The sequence below is a fragment of the Vreelandella salicampi genome (assembly GCF_013415105.1).
Taxonomy (GTDB): domain Bacteria; phylum Pseudomonadota; class Gammaproteobacteria; order Pseudomonadales; family Halomonadaceae; genus Vreelandella; species Vreelandella salicampi.
Window position 1 is genome coordinate 195,056 of sequence record NZ_JACCDF010000001.1, and the last position, 16,707, is coordinate 211,762.

17 protein-coding genes are annotated in these 16,707 nt (G+C 61.6%); 11 read left to right on the forward strand and 6 right to left on the reverse strand.

Annotated features, from left to right (window positions below; genetic code table 11):
* Positions 1-78: 78 nt before the first annotated feature.
* Genes HZS81_RS00925 through HZS81_RS00935 form a run of 3 tightly spaced genes read right to left on the reverse strand, consistent with a single transcriptional unit; the run spans position 79 to position 2,732 of the window.
* Positions 79-1,056, reverse strand: a complete 978-nt coding sequence (locus HZS81_RS00925) for a zinc-binding dehydrogenase (protein ID WP_179928677.1) — start codon at positions 1,054-1,056, stop codon at positions 79-81.
* Entirely contained in the window at positions 1,057-1,677 is a 621-nt protein-coding gene (locus HZS81_RS00930) for a TetR/AcrR family transcriptional regulator (RefSeq protein WP_179928678.1), read from the reverse strand.
* A gap of 47 nt (positions 1,678-1,724) precedes the next feature.
* The gene (locus HZS81_RS00935; protein ID WP_179928679.1) at positions 1,725-2,732 is read right to left on the reverse strand and encodes a GlxA family transcriptional regulator; all 1,008 of its coding nucleotides are present in this window, start codon (positions 2,730-2,732) and stop codon (positions 1,725-1,727) included.
* 100 nt (positions 2,733-2,832) lie between these two features.
* On the opposite strand from HZS81_RS00935, the gene tmpA reads away from it, so the two are divergent.
* From tmpA to HZS81_RS00990, 11 genes are all read left to right on the forward strand, one after another.
* Positions 2,833-3,951 (forward strand): 2-trimethylaminoethylphosphonate dioxygenase, encoded by a 1,119-nt coding sequence (gene tmpA / locus HZS81_RS00940; protein ID WP_179928680.1) that lies wholly within the window; start codon positions 2,833-2,835, stop codon positions 3,949-3,951.
* Positions 3,948-4,535, forward strand: a complete 588-nt coding sequence (locus tag HZS81_RS00945; RefSeq protein ID WP_179928681.1) for an HD domain-containing protein — start codon at positions 3,948-3,950, stop codon at positions 4,533-4,535. Before tmpA ends, HZS81_RS00945 begins: the two co-directional genes overlap by 4 nt.
* On the forward strand, positions 4,532-6,151 hold the full coding sequence (locus HZS81_RS00950; protein WP_179928682.1) for a 5-guanidino-2-oxopentanoate decarboxylase: 1,620 nt from the start codon (positions 4,532-4,534) through the stop codon (positions 6,149-6,151). Before HZS81_RS00945 ends, HZS81_RS00950 begins: the two co-directional genes overlap by 4 nt.
* A gap of 30 nt (positions 6,152-6,181) precedes the next feature.
* Positions 6,182-7,150: a glycine betaine ABC transporter substrate-binding protein gene (locus HZS81_RS00955; protein ID WP_179928683.1), complete on the forward strand. Its 969-nt coding sequence runs from the start codon at positions 6,182-6,184 to the stop codon at positions 7,148-7,150.
* Entirely contained in the window at positions 7,147-7,485 is a 339-nt protein-coding gene (locus HZS81_RS00960; protein WP_241697330.1) for a class II aldolase/adducin family protein, read from the forward strand. The genes HZS81_RS00955 and HZS81_RS00960 overlap by 4 nt, the downstream gene beginning before the upstream one ends.
* Before the next feature lie 87 nt (positions 7,486-7,572).
* A complete protein-coding gene (locus tag HZS81_RS00965; protein ID WP_179928684.1) occupies positions 7,573-8,799 on the forward strand; it encodes a pyridoxal phosphate-dependent aminotransferase in 1,227 nt (408 codons plus the stop codon).
* Positions 8,796-9,593: an ABC transporter ATP-binding protein gene (locus tag HZS81_RS00970; protein ID WP_241697331.1), complete on the forward strand. Its 798-nt coding sequence runs from the start codon at positions 8,796-8,798 to the stop codon at positions 9,591-9,593. The genes HZS81_RS00965 and HZS81_RS00970 overlap by 4 nt, the downstream gene beginning before the upstream one ends.
* 33 nt (positions 9,594-9,626) lie before the next feature.
* Positions 9,627-10,400 carry a transporter substrate-binding domain-containing protein gene (locus tag HZS81_RS00975; RefSeq protein ID WP_179928685.1) on the forward strand — a complete coding sequence of 258 codons (774 nt, stop codon included), beginning with the start codon at positions 9,627-9,629 and terminating at the stop codon, positions 10,398-10,400.
* Between the two features lie 93 nt (positions 10,401-10,493).
* The gene (locus HZS81_RS00980; protein ID WP_179928686.1) at positions 10,494-11,201 is read left to right on the forward strand and encodes an ABC transporter permease; all 708 of its coding nucleotides are present in this window, start codon (positions 10,494-10,496) and stop codon (positions 11,199-11,201) included.
* 1 nt (position 11,202) lies between these two features.
* Positions 11,203-11,928, forward strand: a complete 726-nt coding sequence (locus tag HZS81_RS00985) for an ABC transporter permease (protein ID WP_179928687.1) — start codon at positions 11,203-11,205, stop codon at positions 11,926-11,928.
* A 15-nt stretch (positions 11,929-11,943) separates the two neighbouring features.
* Positions 11,944-13,398 (forward strand): aldehyde dehydrogenase family protein, encoded by a 1,455-nt coding sequence (locus HZS81_RS00990; RefSeq protein WP_179928688.1) that lies wholly within the window; start codon positions 11,944-11,946, stop codon positions 13,396-13,398.
* Here the strand turns inward: HZS81_RS00990 and HZS81_RS00995 are convergent.
* The 3 genes from HZS81_RS00995 to HZS81_RS01005 form a co-directional block, all read right to left on the reverse strand.
* Positions 13,359-14,597: a TauD/TfdA family dioxygenase gene (locus tag HZS81_RS00995; RefSeq protein WP_179928689.1), complete on the reverse strand. Its 1,239-nt coding sequence runs from the start codon at positions 14,595-14,597 to the stop codon at positions 13,359-13,361. The genes HZS81_RS00990 and HZS81_RS00995 overlap by 40 nt on opposite strands.
* A 78-nt stretch (positions 14,598-14,675) precedes the next feature.
* The gene (locus tag HZS81_RS01000; protein WP_206679522.1) at positions 14,676-15,644 is read right to left on the reverse strand and encodes a GlxA family transcriptional regulator; all 969 of its coding nucleotides are present in this window, start codon (positions 15,642-15,644) and stop codon (positions 14,676-14,678) included.
* A 178-nt stretch (positions 15,645-15,822) separates the two neighbouring features.
* A complete protein-coding gene (locus HZS81_RS01005) occupies positions 15,823-16,539 on the reverse strand; it encodes a metal-binding protein ZinT (protein WP_179928690.1) in 717 nt (238 codons plus the stop codon).
* Positions 16,540-16,707: the final 168 nt, after the last annotated feature.

Sequence of the window (16,707 nt, forward strand, 5' to 3'; positions counted from 1 at the left end):
ACAACAATCGGCCTTTGACAACAATCGGCCTTAAACAACAAAAGCTAAACCGCCTTAACGGGCGGCTAGTGGTCTACCTTAGGGCTTTAACAGAACCTTGCCTTTGCGTGCGGGTAGTAAGCTGGTAGCAGCAGCTTCGGCGGCATCAGCCAGGTCGAAGATAGCTTCCACCGGTAACTGCAGTTCGCCGTTGGTGGTGCGTTGCATTAGCTCGCCGACCAGTCGACGCTTGTCTTCACCGGACATGGCCTGACTAACCTTGCTGCCCCAGAAGCCTTTAACCGTCGCTTGTTTGAAAATGAGATCGCCGGCGGTAATTTGCATCGGCTCGCCAGACATGGAGCCGAAGGATACCAGCGTTCCCTCCTCACCCAGCAGTGCCAAAAGCGCAGCACTGTCATGGCCACCAATCGAGTCGACTGCCGCATGCGCCATTGGCTCGCCCATAATGCTGCGCGCCTTGTCTTGCCAATCAGGCTGAGCCGTGGAGATGGCGTGTTTGATACCCAGTAATTCGAGCTCACTGACACCGGAATCACGCCGCACCAGGTTGATAGTGTTTATCCCGCGCGCTTTAGCCAGGATGGCCAAGGTCTTACCTACCGCCCCATTGGCCGTATTCTGCACCACCCACTGGCCAGGCTCGACTTGGAGGAATTCCAGCAACATCAGCGCGCTCAAGGGCATGGCGATCAATTGCGCGGCGGCTTCATCGGAAAGCGCCTCGGGCATTGGGATCACCATCCGGGACGGCGCGATAAAGTACTCGGCCCACGTACCATGCACTGAGGCCGCCGCAACGCGTTGCCCTGTTGTCAGTCCCTCGACACCTTCGCCGAGCGCCTCGACGATACCGACGGCTTCACTGCCTCCGATAGCGGGCAATTCCGGCTTGTAGCCATACTGGCCGCGTACCGTCCATATATCATGATTATGGATCGGCGAAAGTAGCATCTTGATGCGCACTTCCCCGGGGCCGGGTTGGGGAAGGGGGCTATCGCCTAGCGTGAGCACCTCGGAAGGCTCTCCGAACGTTGCATGGATGGCACTTTTCATCTAGGACTCCTGTCCTGTGTTGTTGCCGACGCAAGTCAGCAGTTGGTCTGTGGCCGTGAAGGCTTGATGTAAAGGTTCTTTATCCTGGCCCAACTTGGCCAGCAAGGCGGCGCCTAGCCACATTTGGTAGAGCACCTGAGCAAGCACCTGAGGTACCGCTCCAGGCGGCAGCGAGCCATCAGCACGGCCTTCAGTGATCACAACCGCAATACGCGTCACCAAGTGTTCTACCCCATCGTTTAATACTTGTCGCATATCCTCGGATAGATCCGCCACTTCCGCTGCCAGCTTTACCACCAGGCATTGCTCGGCCCAGCTTCCTGAGATGGGGTCATCGATCCAGGCATTCCAATAACGCATCAATCGCTCACGGCCAGAACCTTCATGGGCCGTCAGCAGTACCTCAAGGCGCTCGTGATAATCATCGACGTACTGTTGTAACAAGGCTCGACCAAACGCTTCCTTGGAGGGAAAGTAGTGATAAAAAGAGCCTTTCGGTACGTCGCAGTTCTTCAGAATTTCTTGCAACCCCACACCGGAGAACCCCTTGCGCAGGATGAGTCCTCGACTAGTGTCGAGAATATGTTGGCGTGTGGCTGCGGCTTTTTTAGACAATTTCATATCACTCATTTTACACCTAATAGACCGGTCGTCTACAAATTATGTTTTTAATACCCTCTTCGCTCCACAATGACACTGGGTGCTTCACCAAAACGTTTCCGATAAGCGCGGGTGAAGTGCGCCGGTTGGGTAAAACCGGTGGCCAAAGCGGCTTCGGTCACAAAGCTACGACTATCGGCGAGCAGTTGGCGGGCCCGGTCGAGTCGCATTCCTAAGTAACACTGCTGGGGCGTCTCGCCAAAGTGACGCTGGAATAGCCGCGTCAACTGCCGCTGGGACTGACCCACCAGCCGGCACACCTCAGGAATGGGTAACGCTTGCGTTAGGTTCGCCTCCATCACCGCCAGCGTTCTCACCACACTGCGCGGCAACTCCTCGTAGCGTCGGCGTGAAACATCACCACCGTCCTCGCCCGGCCTCTTGTGAACCAGCTGCCGCCCCACGGCATCGGCCAAGGCAGGGCCGTAGGCATCCTCGATCCACGCCAGCATCATGTCAATACTCGCCGCTCCACCGGAGCCGGTCAGCCGCGTGGCATCGAATTCGTAACTCGCCGGGCTGATGTCTAGCGCCGGGAATTCACGCCGAAAAGCTGGCACGCTTTCCCAATGCAGTGCCACGCGGTGCCCCGAAAGCACTCCCGCCCGGGCCAAGATGAAGGGCGCCGTATCCAGCCCACCCAGCCAGCCACCGTGGGCAGCGATGCGTCGTAGTACAGCGCGATCCTGGAGGCGCACCGTTGCCTCCGCCTCATAGGAAGAGACCACCATTAGCCGTGACGCATCCGTCAGCGACTCCAATGGGCCGTCCACATCGATGCGCACCCCATTACTCGCCAACACGGCCTCGCCGTCCGCCGAGAGCAGTCGCCAAGCGAAAAGATCACGGCCGAAGCGATTAGCCACACGCAGCGGCTCAAGTAGACAGAACAGGGTCAACATAGAGAAGCGCGGCACCAGCCACACGTTCAGGGTGTGCTCAGCCTGATCCGGAGTCAGCAGGGGTGGCGAATCGGGGCGCGGGTAGGGCCATGTGGTGTTGGTAGTGTCATTCATGGCGAATATAGTCAAGTATGTGGCTAATATAATCAAGTTGCGCCCAAACTAGGCGGGTAGCATAGAGAAAGTTCCTAACACACCTTATGGAGGCGCCGCCATGACACACGTCACCCCATCAGCCAATCGCCGACGCCTGGCCGTCGACCATCACGGCCAGCGCGGTGAATTTGCGGCCCTTTGGCTGCGTGAACGCAGCCCGGATGACGGGACCCTGGACCCACGCACGGGTCAGCGCCTGGTCGAAGCCGCCGAACTGCCACTTGAGCTGCGCATCGACGCCGCCGACGTGGCAGATAGCCAGCTGCACCTGCGCTTCAGCGACGGCCATCGCACCGTTTTTGATCTCGCGGCGCTGTTCGATGACCAGACAATTGATCCGTCTAAGCGCCTCTGGGGTGCCGCCAACGCTCCTCGACCTGCGGCTGATTTCGCTGCCGCGTTGGAAAACGACGCGGCACTCTCGTACATGCTGGAATCGCTGTATCGCGACGGCTTTGTGATCGTCTCCGGGGTACCCACCCACGAAGACGGCATGCAGCCGCTAGTTGACCGCATCGGTCCTCTACGGCGCACCAACTGGGGCGGCATCGCCGACGTTAAATCGGTAGCCAACGCCTACGACCTGACCATGACCCAGCGTGGCCTGGAGCCGCATACCGACAACCCCTATCGCGACCCCATTCCCGGCTACATTTGGCTGCACTGCCTGACCAACGCCGCCGAGGGTGGCGACAGCACCCTGGCCGACGGCCTGATGGCCGCACGACTGCTTCGCGAGCGCGACCCCGACGCCTATGCTTGCCTTACCCGAGTGACACCTAGCTTCCGCTATCGCGACGGCGACACCGACTTGGAAAGCGAGGGGCCGCTGATCGAACTGGACAGCCGTGGCGAGCCGGTTCGAGTACGCTATTCAAACCGCACCGAACGCATTCCGGCTCTACCTCCCGAAGAACTAGAGGCCTACTACGCCGCGCGGCAAGCTTTTTATCAACTGATCACCGGCGAAGAACTGACCCTGCACCTCAAGCTCGATCCGGGCCAGATGCTGATTATGGACAACTATCGATTGCTCCACGGACGCAGTGCCTTCCAACTCGCCGGTGGGGTGCGCCATATGCGCCAAGGCTATGTCGACCGCGACAGTACCGCCAGCCGTCGCCGTGTGCTGCGCCAGCAGCTCGCCACTCCCCAGGGCCAAGGAGAAACCGCATGAATCAAGCCCGCTTTCGCCACTTCGGCGAGGCTCAGCGTGATGACTGGGCGCTTATTGATGCCCGCTTTCGTGACTATGTCGAGGATGCCCCTCGCCGAGTACTCGCCCACTTGCACAACCTCGCTGGCGACCATCATGGCTATCCGGTGGACCGCTACGAGCACTGCCTTCAGACCGCGACCCGGGCGCTGCGTGATGGCGCTGACGAAGAGATGGTGGTCTGCGCGCTACTCCACGACATCGGCGACGACCTGGCCCCGGCTAACCACGCCGAGATCGCCGCCGCCATCCTCGAGCCCTTCGTCGATCCGCTCAACGCCTGGATGATTCGCCATCACGAACTCTTCCAGGGGTACCACTACCGGCACTTTTTCGGCCAGGATCCCCATGCTCGGGAGCAGTATCGCGACCACCCAGCCTATGAGCGCACCGTGCGCTTCTGCGACCACTGGGACCAAGCCAGCTTCGACCCCGATTACGACACCCTGCCCCTGGAGCATTTTGTCCCCATGGTCGAGCGCGTTTTTAGTCGCACACCTCACGGCGGGCTGCCCGAGCCGCTTCATGAAGGGGCACTGCGATGAGCCAGACCTGTGCCAGCCAGTTGCTGCGCCTAATAGAAGCCTATGGCGTCAACACCGCCTTCGGCATCCCCGGGGTGCATACCATCGAGCTTTACCGCGCCCTGGGCGAAAGCCCGATCCATCATGTCACCCCGCGCCACGAACAGGGCGCGGGTTTTATGGCCGACGGCTATGCCCGAGCCAGCGGCAAACCCGCGGCCTGTTTCATCATCACCGGCCCCGGCATGACCAACATCGCCACTGCCATGGGCCAGGCGCTGGCCGACTCGGTGCCGATGCTGGTGATCTCCAGCGTCAATCGTCGCGATACCCTAGGGCGTGGGCAGGGGCGGCTGCATGAGCTTCCCAGCCAGCAGCAACTACTCGCCGGCGTCAGCGTCTTTAGTCACACCTTGCACGACCCGGCGGCACTGCCGGAGATCCTGGCGCGCGCCTTTGCCATCTTTCGCGGCGCGCGACCCGGGCCGGTGCACATCGAAATTCCCATCGACCTGTTCGATGCCCCGGTTGCCGAGACTGCGCCGCGTCCAGTCGAGGTATTTCCCCCGGCACCGGCGCCCGCCGCCATTGCCCGCGCGGCCCAATGGCTAAGCCAAGCGGAACGCCCGCTGGTGTTGCTAGGCGGTGGCTGCGCGGCGGCTCCCGACGCTGCCCGTGCTTTGGTGGAACGCCTGCAGGCCCCGGCCTTGACTACCATCAATGCCAAGGGCGTGCTGGGGCTCGATCACCCGCTCGACCTCGGCGCTACCATGAGCCTGCCCGCCTCACGCCGCCTGGCGGCCGACGCCGACGTCATTCTGGCACTGGGCACTGAGCTGGGCGAGACCGACTACGATCTGGTATTCGACGGAGGATTCCACCTCAGCGGGCGGCTAATTCGGGTGGATATCGATCCCCAGCAGTTGGGCCGCAACCAGGCTGCTGATCTAGCCATGGTCGCCGACGCAAGCGAAACGATGACCACGCTGCTGCAGGCGCTGCCCGAAGGCCATCGCGATGATCCTCAAGATAACAGTCGCGCCACCGCAGTTCGCCAAGCGCTGGCACTCAACGAGGACCCGGAACTTGCGCCTTATGCACCACTTTACGCCACCCTACGCGCCACGCTGCCCGAGGCAATTTTAGTAGGCGACTCCACCGGGCCGGTCTATGCTGGCAACTTTCTTGCCTCATTGCCTGCGCCACGCCGCTGGTTCAACTCGGCCACTGGTTACGGCACCTTGGGGTATGGCTTGCCTGCCGCCCTCGGGGCCGCCCTGGCCTGCCCCGAGCACCCAGTGGTCGCCCTAGTGGGCGACGGTGGCCTGCAGTTCGTACTCGGCGAACTGGCCACCGCACGTGACCTGCCCTACCCGGTTGCGGTGGTAATTTGGAACAACCAAGGCTACGACGAAATTCGCCGCTACATGGCCATGCACGAGGTACCTCAGCTGGGCGTCAATTTAACCGCGCCAGACTTTGCCGACTTGGCCCGTGCTTACACCTGCCGCTACCGAGCGGTAGGCGACCCCGCGTCTCTCGGCAAGGCGCTCGCTCAGCTAGGCGACGCAGACTCACCGTTACTCATTGAAGTGGACGCTGCAGCCTGGATGAACGTTTTGCCATATCAAAAATAAATCGATAACCGACAAACGAAGGACCCTGACATGCTTAGACCTAATGTACGTAGACCTGACATATGTAAAATTGCCCTCCTAGCCACCGTCGCTCTCATCGGCCTATTGCCGTTCAACGCCCAGGCGGCACAGGACGCCAACAACGAACTGCGCTTAGTGGTCCCTCCCTGGCCGGGCGTCACCGTCAAGAGCGAGATCCTCGCCCAGCTTATTGAGCCGCTGGGCTATACCACCGTCCGGCAGGAACTTAGCTCCACCGTGGGCTACAGCACCCTGCAGAACGACGAAAGCGATGCCTTCCTGGCCGGCTGGTTACCCGCCCAGCAGGAAAGCTATGACGCAGCCATGGCGGCTGACGCCATCGTCGATCTGGGCAACAACGTCGACGGCGCTCGCATGGGCTTCGCGGTGCCGGGTTATGTGGCAGAGGCTGGCCTGACCAGCGCGGAACAACTCGCCGATGCCGAGATTGCCGAGCGCTTCGATCATCGCATCTACAGCATCGAGAGCGGCTCGACGGTTACCGACATGCTTGAGGGTGCCATCGAGGCTGATACCTATGGCCTGGGCAACTGGGAGGGAAAGCCCTCTTCCACGCCAGGTATGCTCAGCGAGGTGGCCGCCGCCGTGGACGAGGGTCGCTGGATTCTCTTTTATGGCTGGACACCCCACTGGATGGTACCTGAGTACGACGTGCAGATCCTTGACGACCCGGCCGGCGTCTACGGCGACAATAATGGCCGCAGCGACGTCAAGACCATTGTCGCCAAGCGTTACGCCGAGGCGAATCCCAATCTGACACGGCTACTCGATCAGTTCCGCTTTTCCGCCGACGAGCAGAGTGAGTTCATCCGCGTTTTCAGCCTAGAGGAGCGCGATCTTGAGGTCGTTGCCCGCGAGTGGCTTGAAAATAACCCTGAGCGCGTGGCGAGCTTCATGGAAGGCGTGACCACTCGCGACGGTGAGGAGGCGCACGCTGTCGTAGAGGCCGGCCTATGAGCGTTGCTACGTCAGAGGAGCGTGATATTCGCCAAGACCTAGCGGCAGCCTATCGGCTGACCGCCCTGGATGGCATGGACGACGGCATCGATACGCATATCTCAGCGCGCCTACCCGGCGAACGCTTTCTTCTCAACGCCTACGGGCTGCGTTTTGCCGAGGTACGCCCCGACAGTTTGGTGACCGTGGACGCCGATGGCCAAGTGCTCGATGACCCCACCGGGCTTGGCATTAACCCGGCGGGCTTCACCATACACAGCGCGCTCCATGCCGCCCGTCCTGACGTCAACTGCGTGTGGCACAACAATACGAGACCTGGGCAGCATCCCTCGTAGGCGGCGACCGCGCCTGGCAGGCCGAACGGCGGCGTCTTGATGAAACCGACGATTGCAGCTAACCAACAACATCAGAACGAGAGCCATATGCACTATTCACGACTGACCGAGCGCATCGCTGGCGAAGGCGCTGCGGCCTGGGATATCCACTACCGCGCCCTGGCCCGACAGGCCGCTGGCGAGGACATCACGGTGCTCTCGGTAGGTGACCCGGATTTCGCCACCCCAGTACCGATTGTTGAAAGCGCCGTGGCCAGCCTGCGAGGTGGTGCCACCCACTACCCAGACGTGCAGGGCAAGCTAGCGCTACGACAGACCATCGCCGACGGTTACCGCCGCCAGGGTCTCGATGTAGGCGCAGACAACGTTATCGTTATGGCCGGTGCCCAATGCGGACTCTACGCCGCCGCCCAGTGCCTGCTGGATCCCGGCGACGAAGTGCTGGTGCCCGAGCCCAGCTATGTCACCTACGAGGCGGTACTGCGCGCCACCGGCGCCGAGCTGGTGCAGGTGCCATTGAAGGGCGAGGCGGACTTTCGCCTTGACCCGGCGGCCCTGAAGGCAGCCATCACGCCACGCACCCGGGCGATACTGCTCAATAGCCCCCACAACCCCACCGGCCAGCTGATCGATGCCGACACCTGGAAGGCCATCGCCGAACTATGCCGGCGACACGACCTCTGGTTGATCGCCGACGAAGTCTACGCCGAGCTGATCTTCGAGGGCGAGCACCTTTGCCCCGCCACATTGCCCGACATGGCCGAGCGCAGCGTGATCGTCAGCAGCCTATCCAAGTCCCACGCCATGACTGGCTGGCGGCTGGGCTGGGTACTGGGTCCTAAGGCACTGATTGAGCACCTCACCCACCTGGCGCTGTGCATGCTCTACGGTTGCCCCGACTTTATTCAGGACGCCGCCTGCGAGGCCCTGCAGACCCCGCCCACCGAGCTAAACGAGATGCGCGAGGTCTATCGGGCACGCCGCGATGCCGTCTGCGAGGCCCTGACCGAGAGTGCGGTAGTCACCGCTATCCGCCCGCCAGCGGGGATGTTTCTGATGGTGGATATTCGCGCCACGGGACTGTCTTCCCAGACTTTTGCTGACCGTCTGCTCGAAGAGGAGAACATCTCGGTGCTCTCCGGCGAGGCGTTCGGACCTTCAGCAGCAGGGTTTGTGCGCCTCAGCTTGACCGTGGAGGCCGAGCGCCTCGCCGCGGCCAGCCGCCGCTTAGCGGCCTGCGCGGAGCGCGCTCGCGACGAGAGCGATCCGCATGCCTTGTCACCGTCCCCGGCTTCGGAGGCCGATTGCCTATGACATCATCACTTCAACACGCTTTTCGTCCCCGCTCCTCCACCGCTCCGGCGGTGGTGGCCAACCAATTGATCAAACATTTTGGCGATTTAGAGGTTCTCAAGGGCGTTTCTCTCGACGTACCCGAAGGCACCGTCACCTCCATCATCGGCGCCAGCGGCTCGGGCAAGAGCACCCTGCTGCGCTGCATGAACCTGCTGGAGCGTCCCGACCAGGGCGAACTGGCGATTGCGGATGAAGCGATTCGTTTCGACCGCAATCCCCAGGGCGACATCATCGGTCTCGACCGTCGCCAGCTGCAACGGTTGCGCGCCAAAGTCACCATGGTCTTCCAGCAGTTCAACCTATGGCCCCACCTGACAGTGCTCGGCAACGTCATCGAAGCGCCCATGCGGGTCAAGAAGCTCTCCCGCAAGCGAGCGACCGCCCTGGGTGAGCACTACCTGGAGCGGGTAGGTATGGCCGACCGGCGCGACGCCTACCCCGCCTTCCTCTCCGGCGGCCAACAGCAGCGGGTGGCCATTGCCCGAGCCCTGGCGATGGAGCCGCGTCTGCTGCTCTTCGATGAGCCCACTTCGGCGTTGGATCCAGAGCGAGTCAACGAGGTACTTGGGGTGATCCGTGGCCTCGCCGACGAGGGTCGCACCATGCTACTGGTCACCCACGAAATGCATTTCGCCCGAGAAGTCTCCGATCAGTTGGTCTATCTCGATCAGGGCCAAATCGCCTGTTCGGGCACCCCGGAAGACGTCTTCGCGGATCCCCGCTGTCGCCAGTTCATGGCGCCCGCGGCCTGATAGCTCCACACACCATAATGACAGGAGAAGTCCATGAAATTCCCGATGATGATGGCTACCGCCGTGACCGCGCTTACCCTCGGCCACACCGCCCAGGCCGCCGAGCCCCTCAAGGTGGGCATCTCCGGCGAGCCCTATCCACCCTTCACCTACAAGGCCGCCAGCGGTGACTGGACCGGTTTCGAGGTGGAGCTGGCCCATGCCTTCTGCGACGCCATGGGCCGCGAGTGCGAGATCGCGCCCACCGGCTGGAGCGGTATCATTCCCTCGCTCAATGCCGGGCGCATCGATATGATCATGAACTCCATGTCGATCACCGAGAAGCGCAAGCGGGTCATCGACTTCACTCGCCCCTACTACTTCACGCCGGGCGCCTATGTCGCCGCCAGCGACCAAGCACTCGATATCCCCGACGGCCTTGATGGCCTAGTGATGGGCGTACAGTCGGCCACGACCAACGCCACCTACGCCCGCCGCGCGCTACGCGACAGCGGTGTGGATATCCGCCTCTACGACCAGGCCGAGCAAGTTAACAATGATCTGCTATCAGGACGCCTGGACGTGATCCTCGCCGACGAGATCGCTATGGTGCAGTTCCTTGATCGCGACGAGGCGGAAGCCTTTGAGATCAAGGCCACCGCGCCCCTCCACGCAGCCTACGGCGAGGGTATCGGTATCGGCCTGCGCCAGGAGGATGACGAACTGCGCGAAGCCCTTAACGCCGCCATCACCACGGTGATCGAAGATGGCACCTGCGCCAGTCTCTCCGAGCAGTACCTGAGCACCGACGTCTGCGTCTACGACTGAACCCCGTTCGCCGCTGTTCTCTACCCCCGCGCCGCTGGCGTTGGGGGTTCTTTTCTGCGACTAACGGTTCCGTGACCAAGGAAAGAAACCACCATGACTTCGATGACACCAGAGGGGCTCATCGACTGGGCGGGCCCCATCCTGAGTGGGGCGCTGACCACGGTGCAGATCGCCGTGTTGGCTTACGCCATCGGCCTACTGCTAGGGCTGTTGGGAGCCGGTGCCAAGCTCAGCCCCTGGGCGCCTTTACGCGGTCTGGCCACTGCCTACTCCACGTTGATTCGGGCGGTACCCGAACTGCTGCTGATTCTCTTGCTCTACTATGCCGGGGCCCAGGCGCTGGATGCCCTGCTGGCTTATCTGGGCATGACCGGCGCAGTTCAGATAACCGGCTTCGCCACCGCGGTTGGCGTGTTGGCCTTTGTTCAGGGTGCCTATATGACTGAGGTGTTCCGCGGTGCCATCCTGGCCATACCTAGCGGCCAGTTGGAGGCTGCTGACGCCTTTGGCTTCTCGCGCTGGGCTCGTTTCCACCGCATCGTGCTGCCAGGAATGCTACCCAACGCCCTACCGGGCATGTCCAACCTGTGGCTGATTCTGATCAAGGACACCGCGCTGATCAGCGTGATCGGCTTCAACGAACTGTTCTTCACGATCCAACAGGCCGCTGCCAGTAGCCGCGCCTACTTCCTTTTCTATGCCGCCGCCGGCGTCATCTACCTGCTGATGACTCTAAGCTCCACGGCACTCTTCGCCCGCCTCGAGCGTTACGTACGCCGCGGCCAACCCACGGAGGCCTGACATGGATTTTTCCTGGCTGAGCGATCCTTTCTACCTGGGCTACCTGTGGGAGGGCTTCGTCAATACGCTGTGGCTGCTACTGGTCTCTGCGGTCGGCGGCCTGCTCCTCGCCGTGTTAGTGGCACTCGCCAGACTGCGCGGCCCACGGCCCCTGGCCTGGCTGGTCTGGGCTTTTACCACCGTGATGCGTGGCACCCCGTTGCTGGTGCAGCTGTTCTTCTTTTACTACGGAGTGGGGCACCTGATGGAAGGCGTGCCGGGCATCCAAGAAACGTTCATGTGGCCACTGCTGCGCGACCCTTTCTGCTTCGCCGCCCTGACCTTCATCTTAAGCGTAGGCGCCTACTCTGGCGAAGTGATCCGCGGCGCCATGCAAAGCGTGCCACGGGGCGAGCTGGAGGCGGGCCGCGCCTTTGGTCTTTCCGGCTTCCAGGTGCTCACCCGGCTGTGGCTACCCCGTGCCATCCAGCTCTGCCTGCCCACGCTCACTGGCGAGATGATCCTGCTGCTCAAGTCGATCCCGCTGGTCTCCACCATTGCCCTGATGGATCTGCTTCAAGCCGCCAATATTATTCGCGACGAGACGTTTCTGGTCTACGAGCCGTTGCTGTTGATCGCCGGCATCTATATAGCCACCACGGTGGTACTGACCCTGGTGCTACGCTTTGTGGAGCTTAACTTCCCCGGTATGCAACCGACTCAACGCCGCTGGCTGCCTATTCGCTGAACAGGACAAAACGACATGCACGCTTCCACACAGCTACTGAACGAACAGTTCATCAACAACGCCTGGGTGCCAAGCTTGAACAAGACGCACCGCCCGGTGCTTGACCCCTATCGCGAAACACACATCGCCGAGGTGACCCGCGGCGACCCGGCAGACGTCGATGCCGCTGTGGCCGCGGCCCGGCGCGCCCTGCCCGCTTGGCGAGCCACGGCGGAAACCCGCCGCAGCGAGTATCTGAAAGCCATTGCCGCCGGGCTTGAGAGCCGTCGCGAAGCCCTGGCCGAGCTTTCCAGCCGCAACAACGGCAAACCCCTCGCCGAAGCTTACCAAGACCTGGAAGATGCCATCGCCTGCTACCGCTACTACGCTGGGGCCGCCGTGGCCTTGAGAGAACGCCAGGGAACGGTCGAAGACACCGGCCAACCCGATCTTGAAGCGCGTCGGTACTGGGATTCCATCGGCGTGGTGGGACTGATCACCCCCTGGAACTTCCCCCTGGTCAGCAGCGCTTGGAAGCTGGCACCGGCGCTAGCCGCCGGCTGCACGGTGGTGTTCAAGCCCTCCGAAATCACGCCACTGCCCGAACGGGTACTCGCGGAGATTGTCAGGGAGGCGGGCCTGCCCCCGGGTGTATTCAACCTACTGCAAGGTGATGGCGAGGGTATTGGTGCCCCGCTAAGCCGCCACCCCGGCATCGACAAGCTCTCCTTCACCGGCAGCAATCCGGTGGGCGAAGCAGTGATGCGCGCCGCTGCCCAGGGCGTAAGACCGGTCTCCCTGGAGCTAGGCGGCAAATCGCCGATTTTGGTTACCGAAGATGCCGACCTCGCGCTTGCTCGGGATCTGGTGATGGCGGGCATCTGCTACAACGCCGGCCAGATGTGCTCGGCCACGAGTCGGCTTTTGGTTCATGAGCGCCTGGCGGATGATCTTTACGCGGCCATCGACGCCGCCATGGCAGAGTTGCGCCTGGGCGATTCGCTCGCAGCGGAGACCGACATGGGTCCCCTGGTCAGCGCCGCCCAGCAGGAGCGAGTGCGGGGCTACGTGGCCCTGGCCGAGGAGGAGGGGCTACGCAGCGAGACGCCTGCTCACGCCTTGCCCGAGCACGGCTTTTTTGTGGCGCCACGCCTCTACCGCGAGGTGCCCACCACCAGCCGCCTGTGGCGGGAGGAAATTTTTGGCCCGGTACTCTGCGCACGCCGCGTGGCCGACGACGCCGAGGCCATCGCCTTGGCCAACGACAGCGACTTCGGCCTGGCCGCCACAGTGGTGGCTGGCGACCCTGACCGCGCCGAGGCCATCGCACGGCAGTTAGAGGCAGGCAACGTCTGGTGCAATGGCGACCAAGTAGCACCGCCCCAAGGCAGTTGGGGCGGCATGAAGCATAGCGGCATTGGCCGTGAGCTGGGCCAAGCGGGGCTCGAAGCCTACTTGGAGTCCAAGCGCATTACTCGCCCAGCGCGCTGAACCATGCGGTAGCGCGAGCGAATTTCGTCGCGCTCCATGTAGCAGCCCTGCAGCCAGCGGTGGCCGCGGGTGCCCTCGAAAGCATCCCGGGCGTGCAGTAGACGACGGTTGTCGAAGATCACCAAATCGCCTGGCGCATAGGTGAAACGGATGGCAAAGCCCGGCTCGCGCAGCATCTGCTGTAGCGTCATCAGCGCTGCATAGGCCTGCTCAACTTCCTCGAAAGGGGCTTGAAGCGGGCCGCGCAGGAAGTCGGCAATGCGCACTTCGAGCAACTCACCCCGGTCGTCAAGCCGGATCATCGGCGAATACCAGACGTAATCGGTGGTTTTGGCGGTGTTGGCGTAGCACCAGTGCACCCGGGTTAACGTAGCGAATGCTTCAGGATCGCGCTCGCGCAGCGCCTCGGCCACGGCAAAGCCATCGAGCATCACCGCCTCGCCGCCTTCCACGCTATTCTCCAGGCAATGCAGCATCTGCAGCCCTGGGTGGTACTCGCGGGTTGGTAGGTCGGTGTGCGGCGGCAGGGCGATGGAGGTATAGGCGTTGGAGTCCGGGTTTGGCTTCGCCTTAACATCGAACAACAGGCCGAAGTTGGTGGGCCGGATCGGGCCAATGCGCCGAGCGATGGTCTCCAGCGAGCCAGATTGCGTGGGTAGGTTACGCAGACGCACCAACCCTTTACCCAGCACGCTTTCCAGCGCTGGGGCGAGGATCGCCTCCTCGGCGGCGCTACCCGCTTCGCTGTCGAGCAGGCCTGAGGCGTCGAGACTGTCAAGGGCGGCGTCGGGGCCACCGTGCCAGAGCGTGACGGGCACCAGCGGCGCCTCAGGATCCTCGGCGTTATCGTAGTCGTGGGCACGTAGCCAACCCGGGTGAAAGCGCAGGCGGATATCCTCCGGCGTGAAGGTTACGCACAGCGCGCCAGTGTCATCTATCTCGGCAGCGGCGATCTCCGGCCACCCCGGCAAGCGGGAAAGATCAAGAATGCGCTCGCGGGTCGCCGGGTTCACCGTGGTCTCGTCGCCGGCGTTCTCGCGCAGCCAGATGCTGTGGTAACGGCTCACACGGCCGTCGCTCCAGCGTACCGTCACCAGGCGCGGCGTAACGTCAACTGTTTCGATATCAGCCTCGATAGGCCAGGCGTCGTAGTCGGGAGTGGGGGGAAGTTCGGTGGCTGGGGAAAGCTCGGTGGTCATCTTGGCCTCCTAGGCGTTGGCAATACTGCCTAGAGTGCCAGTGTCGCGGTCGCGACTCGCGGCTGGATTCGACGCCGACTATGCATAATTCGACAGTGCTTGCAGGCGCAACTGGCTCGGCGTGAGGCCGTGGCGGCGCCGGAAAGCGCGAGAAAAGCTGGAAGCGGAGGCAAAGCCACAGGCCAGGGCGATCTGCATAACGCTGTGCGGCGTCTTACGCAGCAGCCAGTGGGCGTGATCCAGGCGTCGAGCCAGATAGCTTTGCTGGGGAGAGGTGTTGAGATGGCGCGCAAAGAGACGATCCAGGCGACGCCAAGAGATACCCAGCTCGTCGGCCAGCTCACGGATGCCTAACGGCCATTCCAGGTTAGCCTCCATCAAGGCGATGGCACGTTGCAGCAACGGCTCTTGGGGAACCACCGGGTCGCGCTGGCGGCTGGCCGGTAAGCGGCCCTGCTCATGGACCAACTGGTCGCGCACCTGAGCGGCCAGATCGTCGCCGTGGCGGCGCCGAATCAGGTCGAGGCTCATGTCGATGGCAGCGCTGCCACCCGCACAGGAAAAGCCCTCGACGGTAATCTCGTAGACCGACTCCACGGCATCGACCCTGGGGAAGCGAGCACGAAAATCGGGTAGGCACTCCCAGTGCAGGGTCACCGTCTGGTCATCAAGCAGCCCAGCGGCCGCCAGTGCATAGCAGCCGGTGTCCATACCGCCGAGAATGCAATCATCGGCGGCACGGGCTTGCAACCAGCCGATCAGTTCGTCATCGATGCTGCTTTGCGGCTCGAAGCTAGCGCATACTGCCAAGCTGGGCACCCAGGGTGCCTGTCGCAATGAGCAGTTGGCAGCCAGGGTCATGCCGTTGGAGGCCACCACCGGCTCGCCGTCGCGGCTGATCAGATCCCACTCGAACAGCGTCTTACCGCCGATGCGGTTGGCAATACGCAGCGGCTCGATGGCTGAGAAGAAGGCCACCATGGCAAAACGCGGCAGTAGCAAAAAACCGATGCGTTCGGGTGCAGTGTCGGGAGGCGTTAGTTGCATAATGAAGAGCAGAATACACCAGGTTCCGGCCAGTGGGGAGGATCGTGGTGCGCGGCGACCTGTCAGGGAGTCATGCGCCGGCGTACGGATTGGCCTAAACAGCAAAGCGCTGGCCTCTCAGCCAGCGCTTTGTCATAACTCGAACAGACTGGAAGCGTTTTCTTACTCCCATTCCCGCTCAGTGCGCAATCATCTCTTCAACGATTTCATCACCGTTCAGTTTGGATAGGTAGTAGGTTGGCCAGTTAGTAACCTCTTCTAGCAGCGCTTCACGGTCATCCCCCCAGTAGAGATGGAAGTGGTGCGCATCGGTGGGATAAATGCTGTGATCACTAAATTGGATGTATTGGGGAAGCTTGTCATCAGATGCTTCTTCAAGCTCGTAGATAAACCGCACACCACGGTTGCCCGCCTGGTAGGTTAAAATTTCATAACCATCGTATTGGTAGTCTCCCGACATCTCCTCGCCGTTCTCAAAGAAGGTGACGTTGTTGCCGTCAATGACGATACGCTCTACATCCGTTTGATATCCCTTATCGTAATACGCTTTGTACTCTTCGGCGGTTTTGTCGCCATTCGCTGCTTTATGCGCAAAAACCTCGTCAAGCGTGCCGTCTTCCAGGTATGGATAAACCGATTGCCAATCGCCTTCCCAATCGGTAAGGGCGCGATCTTTAACCTGGTCATCATCAAAATAACCGGCGTAAATGTCGCTGTCTTGGTCGTGATCGTGATCGTGATCGTGGTCGTGGTCGTGGTCGTGGTCGTGGTCGTGGTCGTGATGAGTATGGTCGTGATCATGCTCATGATCGTTGGCGCTAACGCCTTGTACGCTCGTCAATATCAAAGCGCTCAGTACAAGCACGCTCATGCGTTTGGGTGATAATGCCATCATTTTCAATTGCTCCTTTTGCTGTTTGCCTGCTATTTGCCTGCTATTCTATAGCACAAAAGATACATTATAACATATCAATCATCAATTATGTTTTATTGCCGAGTGGGCATCTCTGCACCAACATAATCATGTGGTTCTCAGCCACCCCCCATCCCGTTAGTATTCACA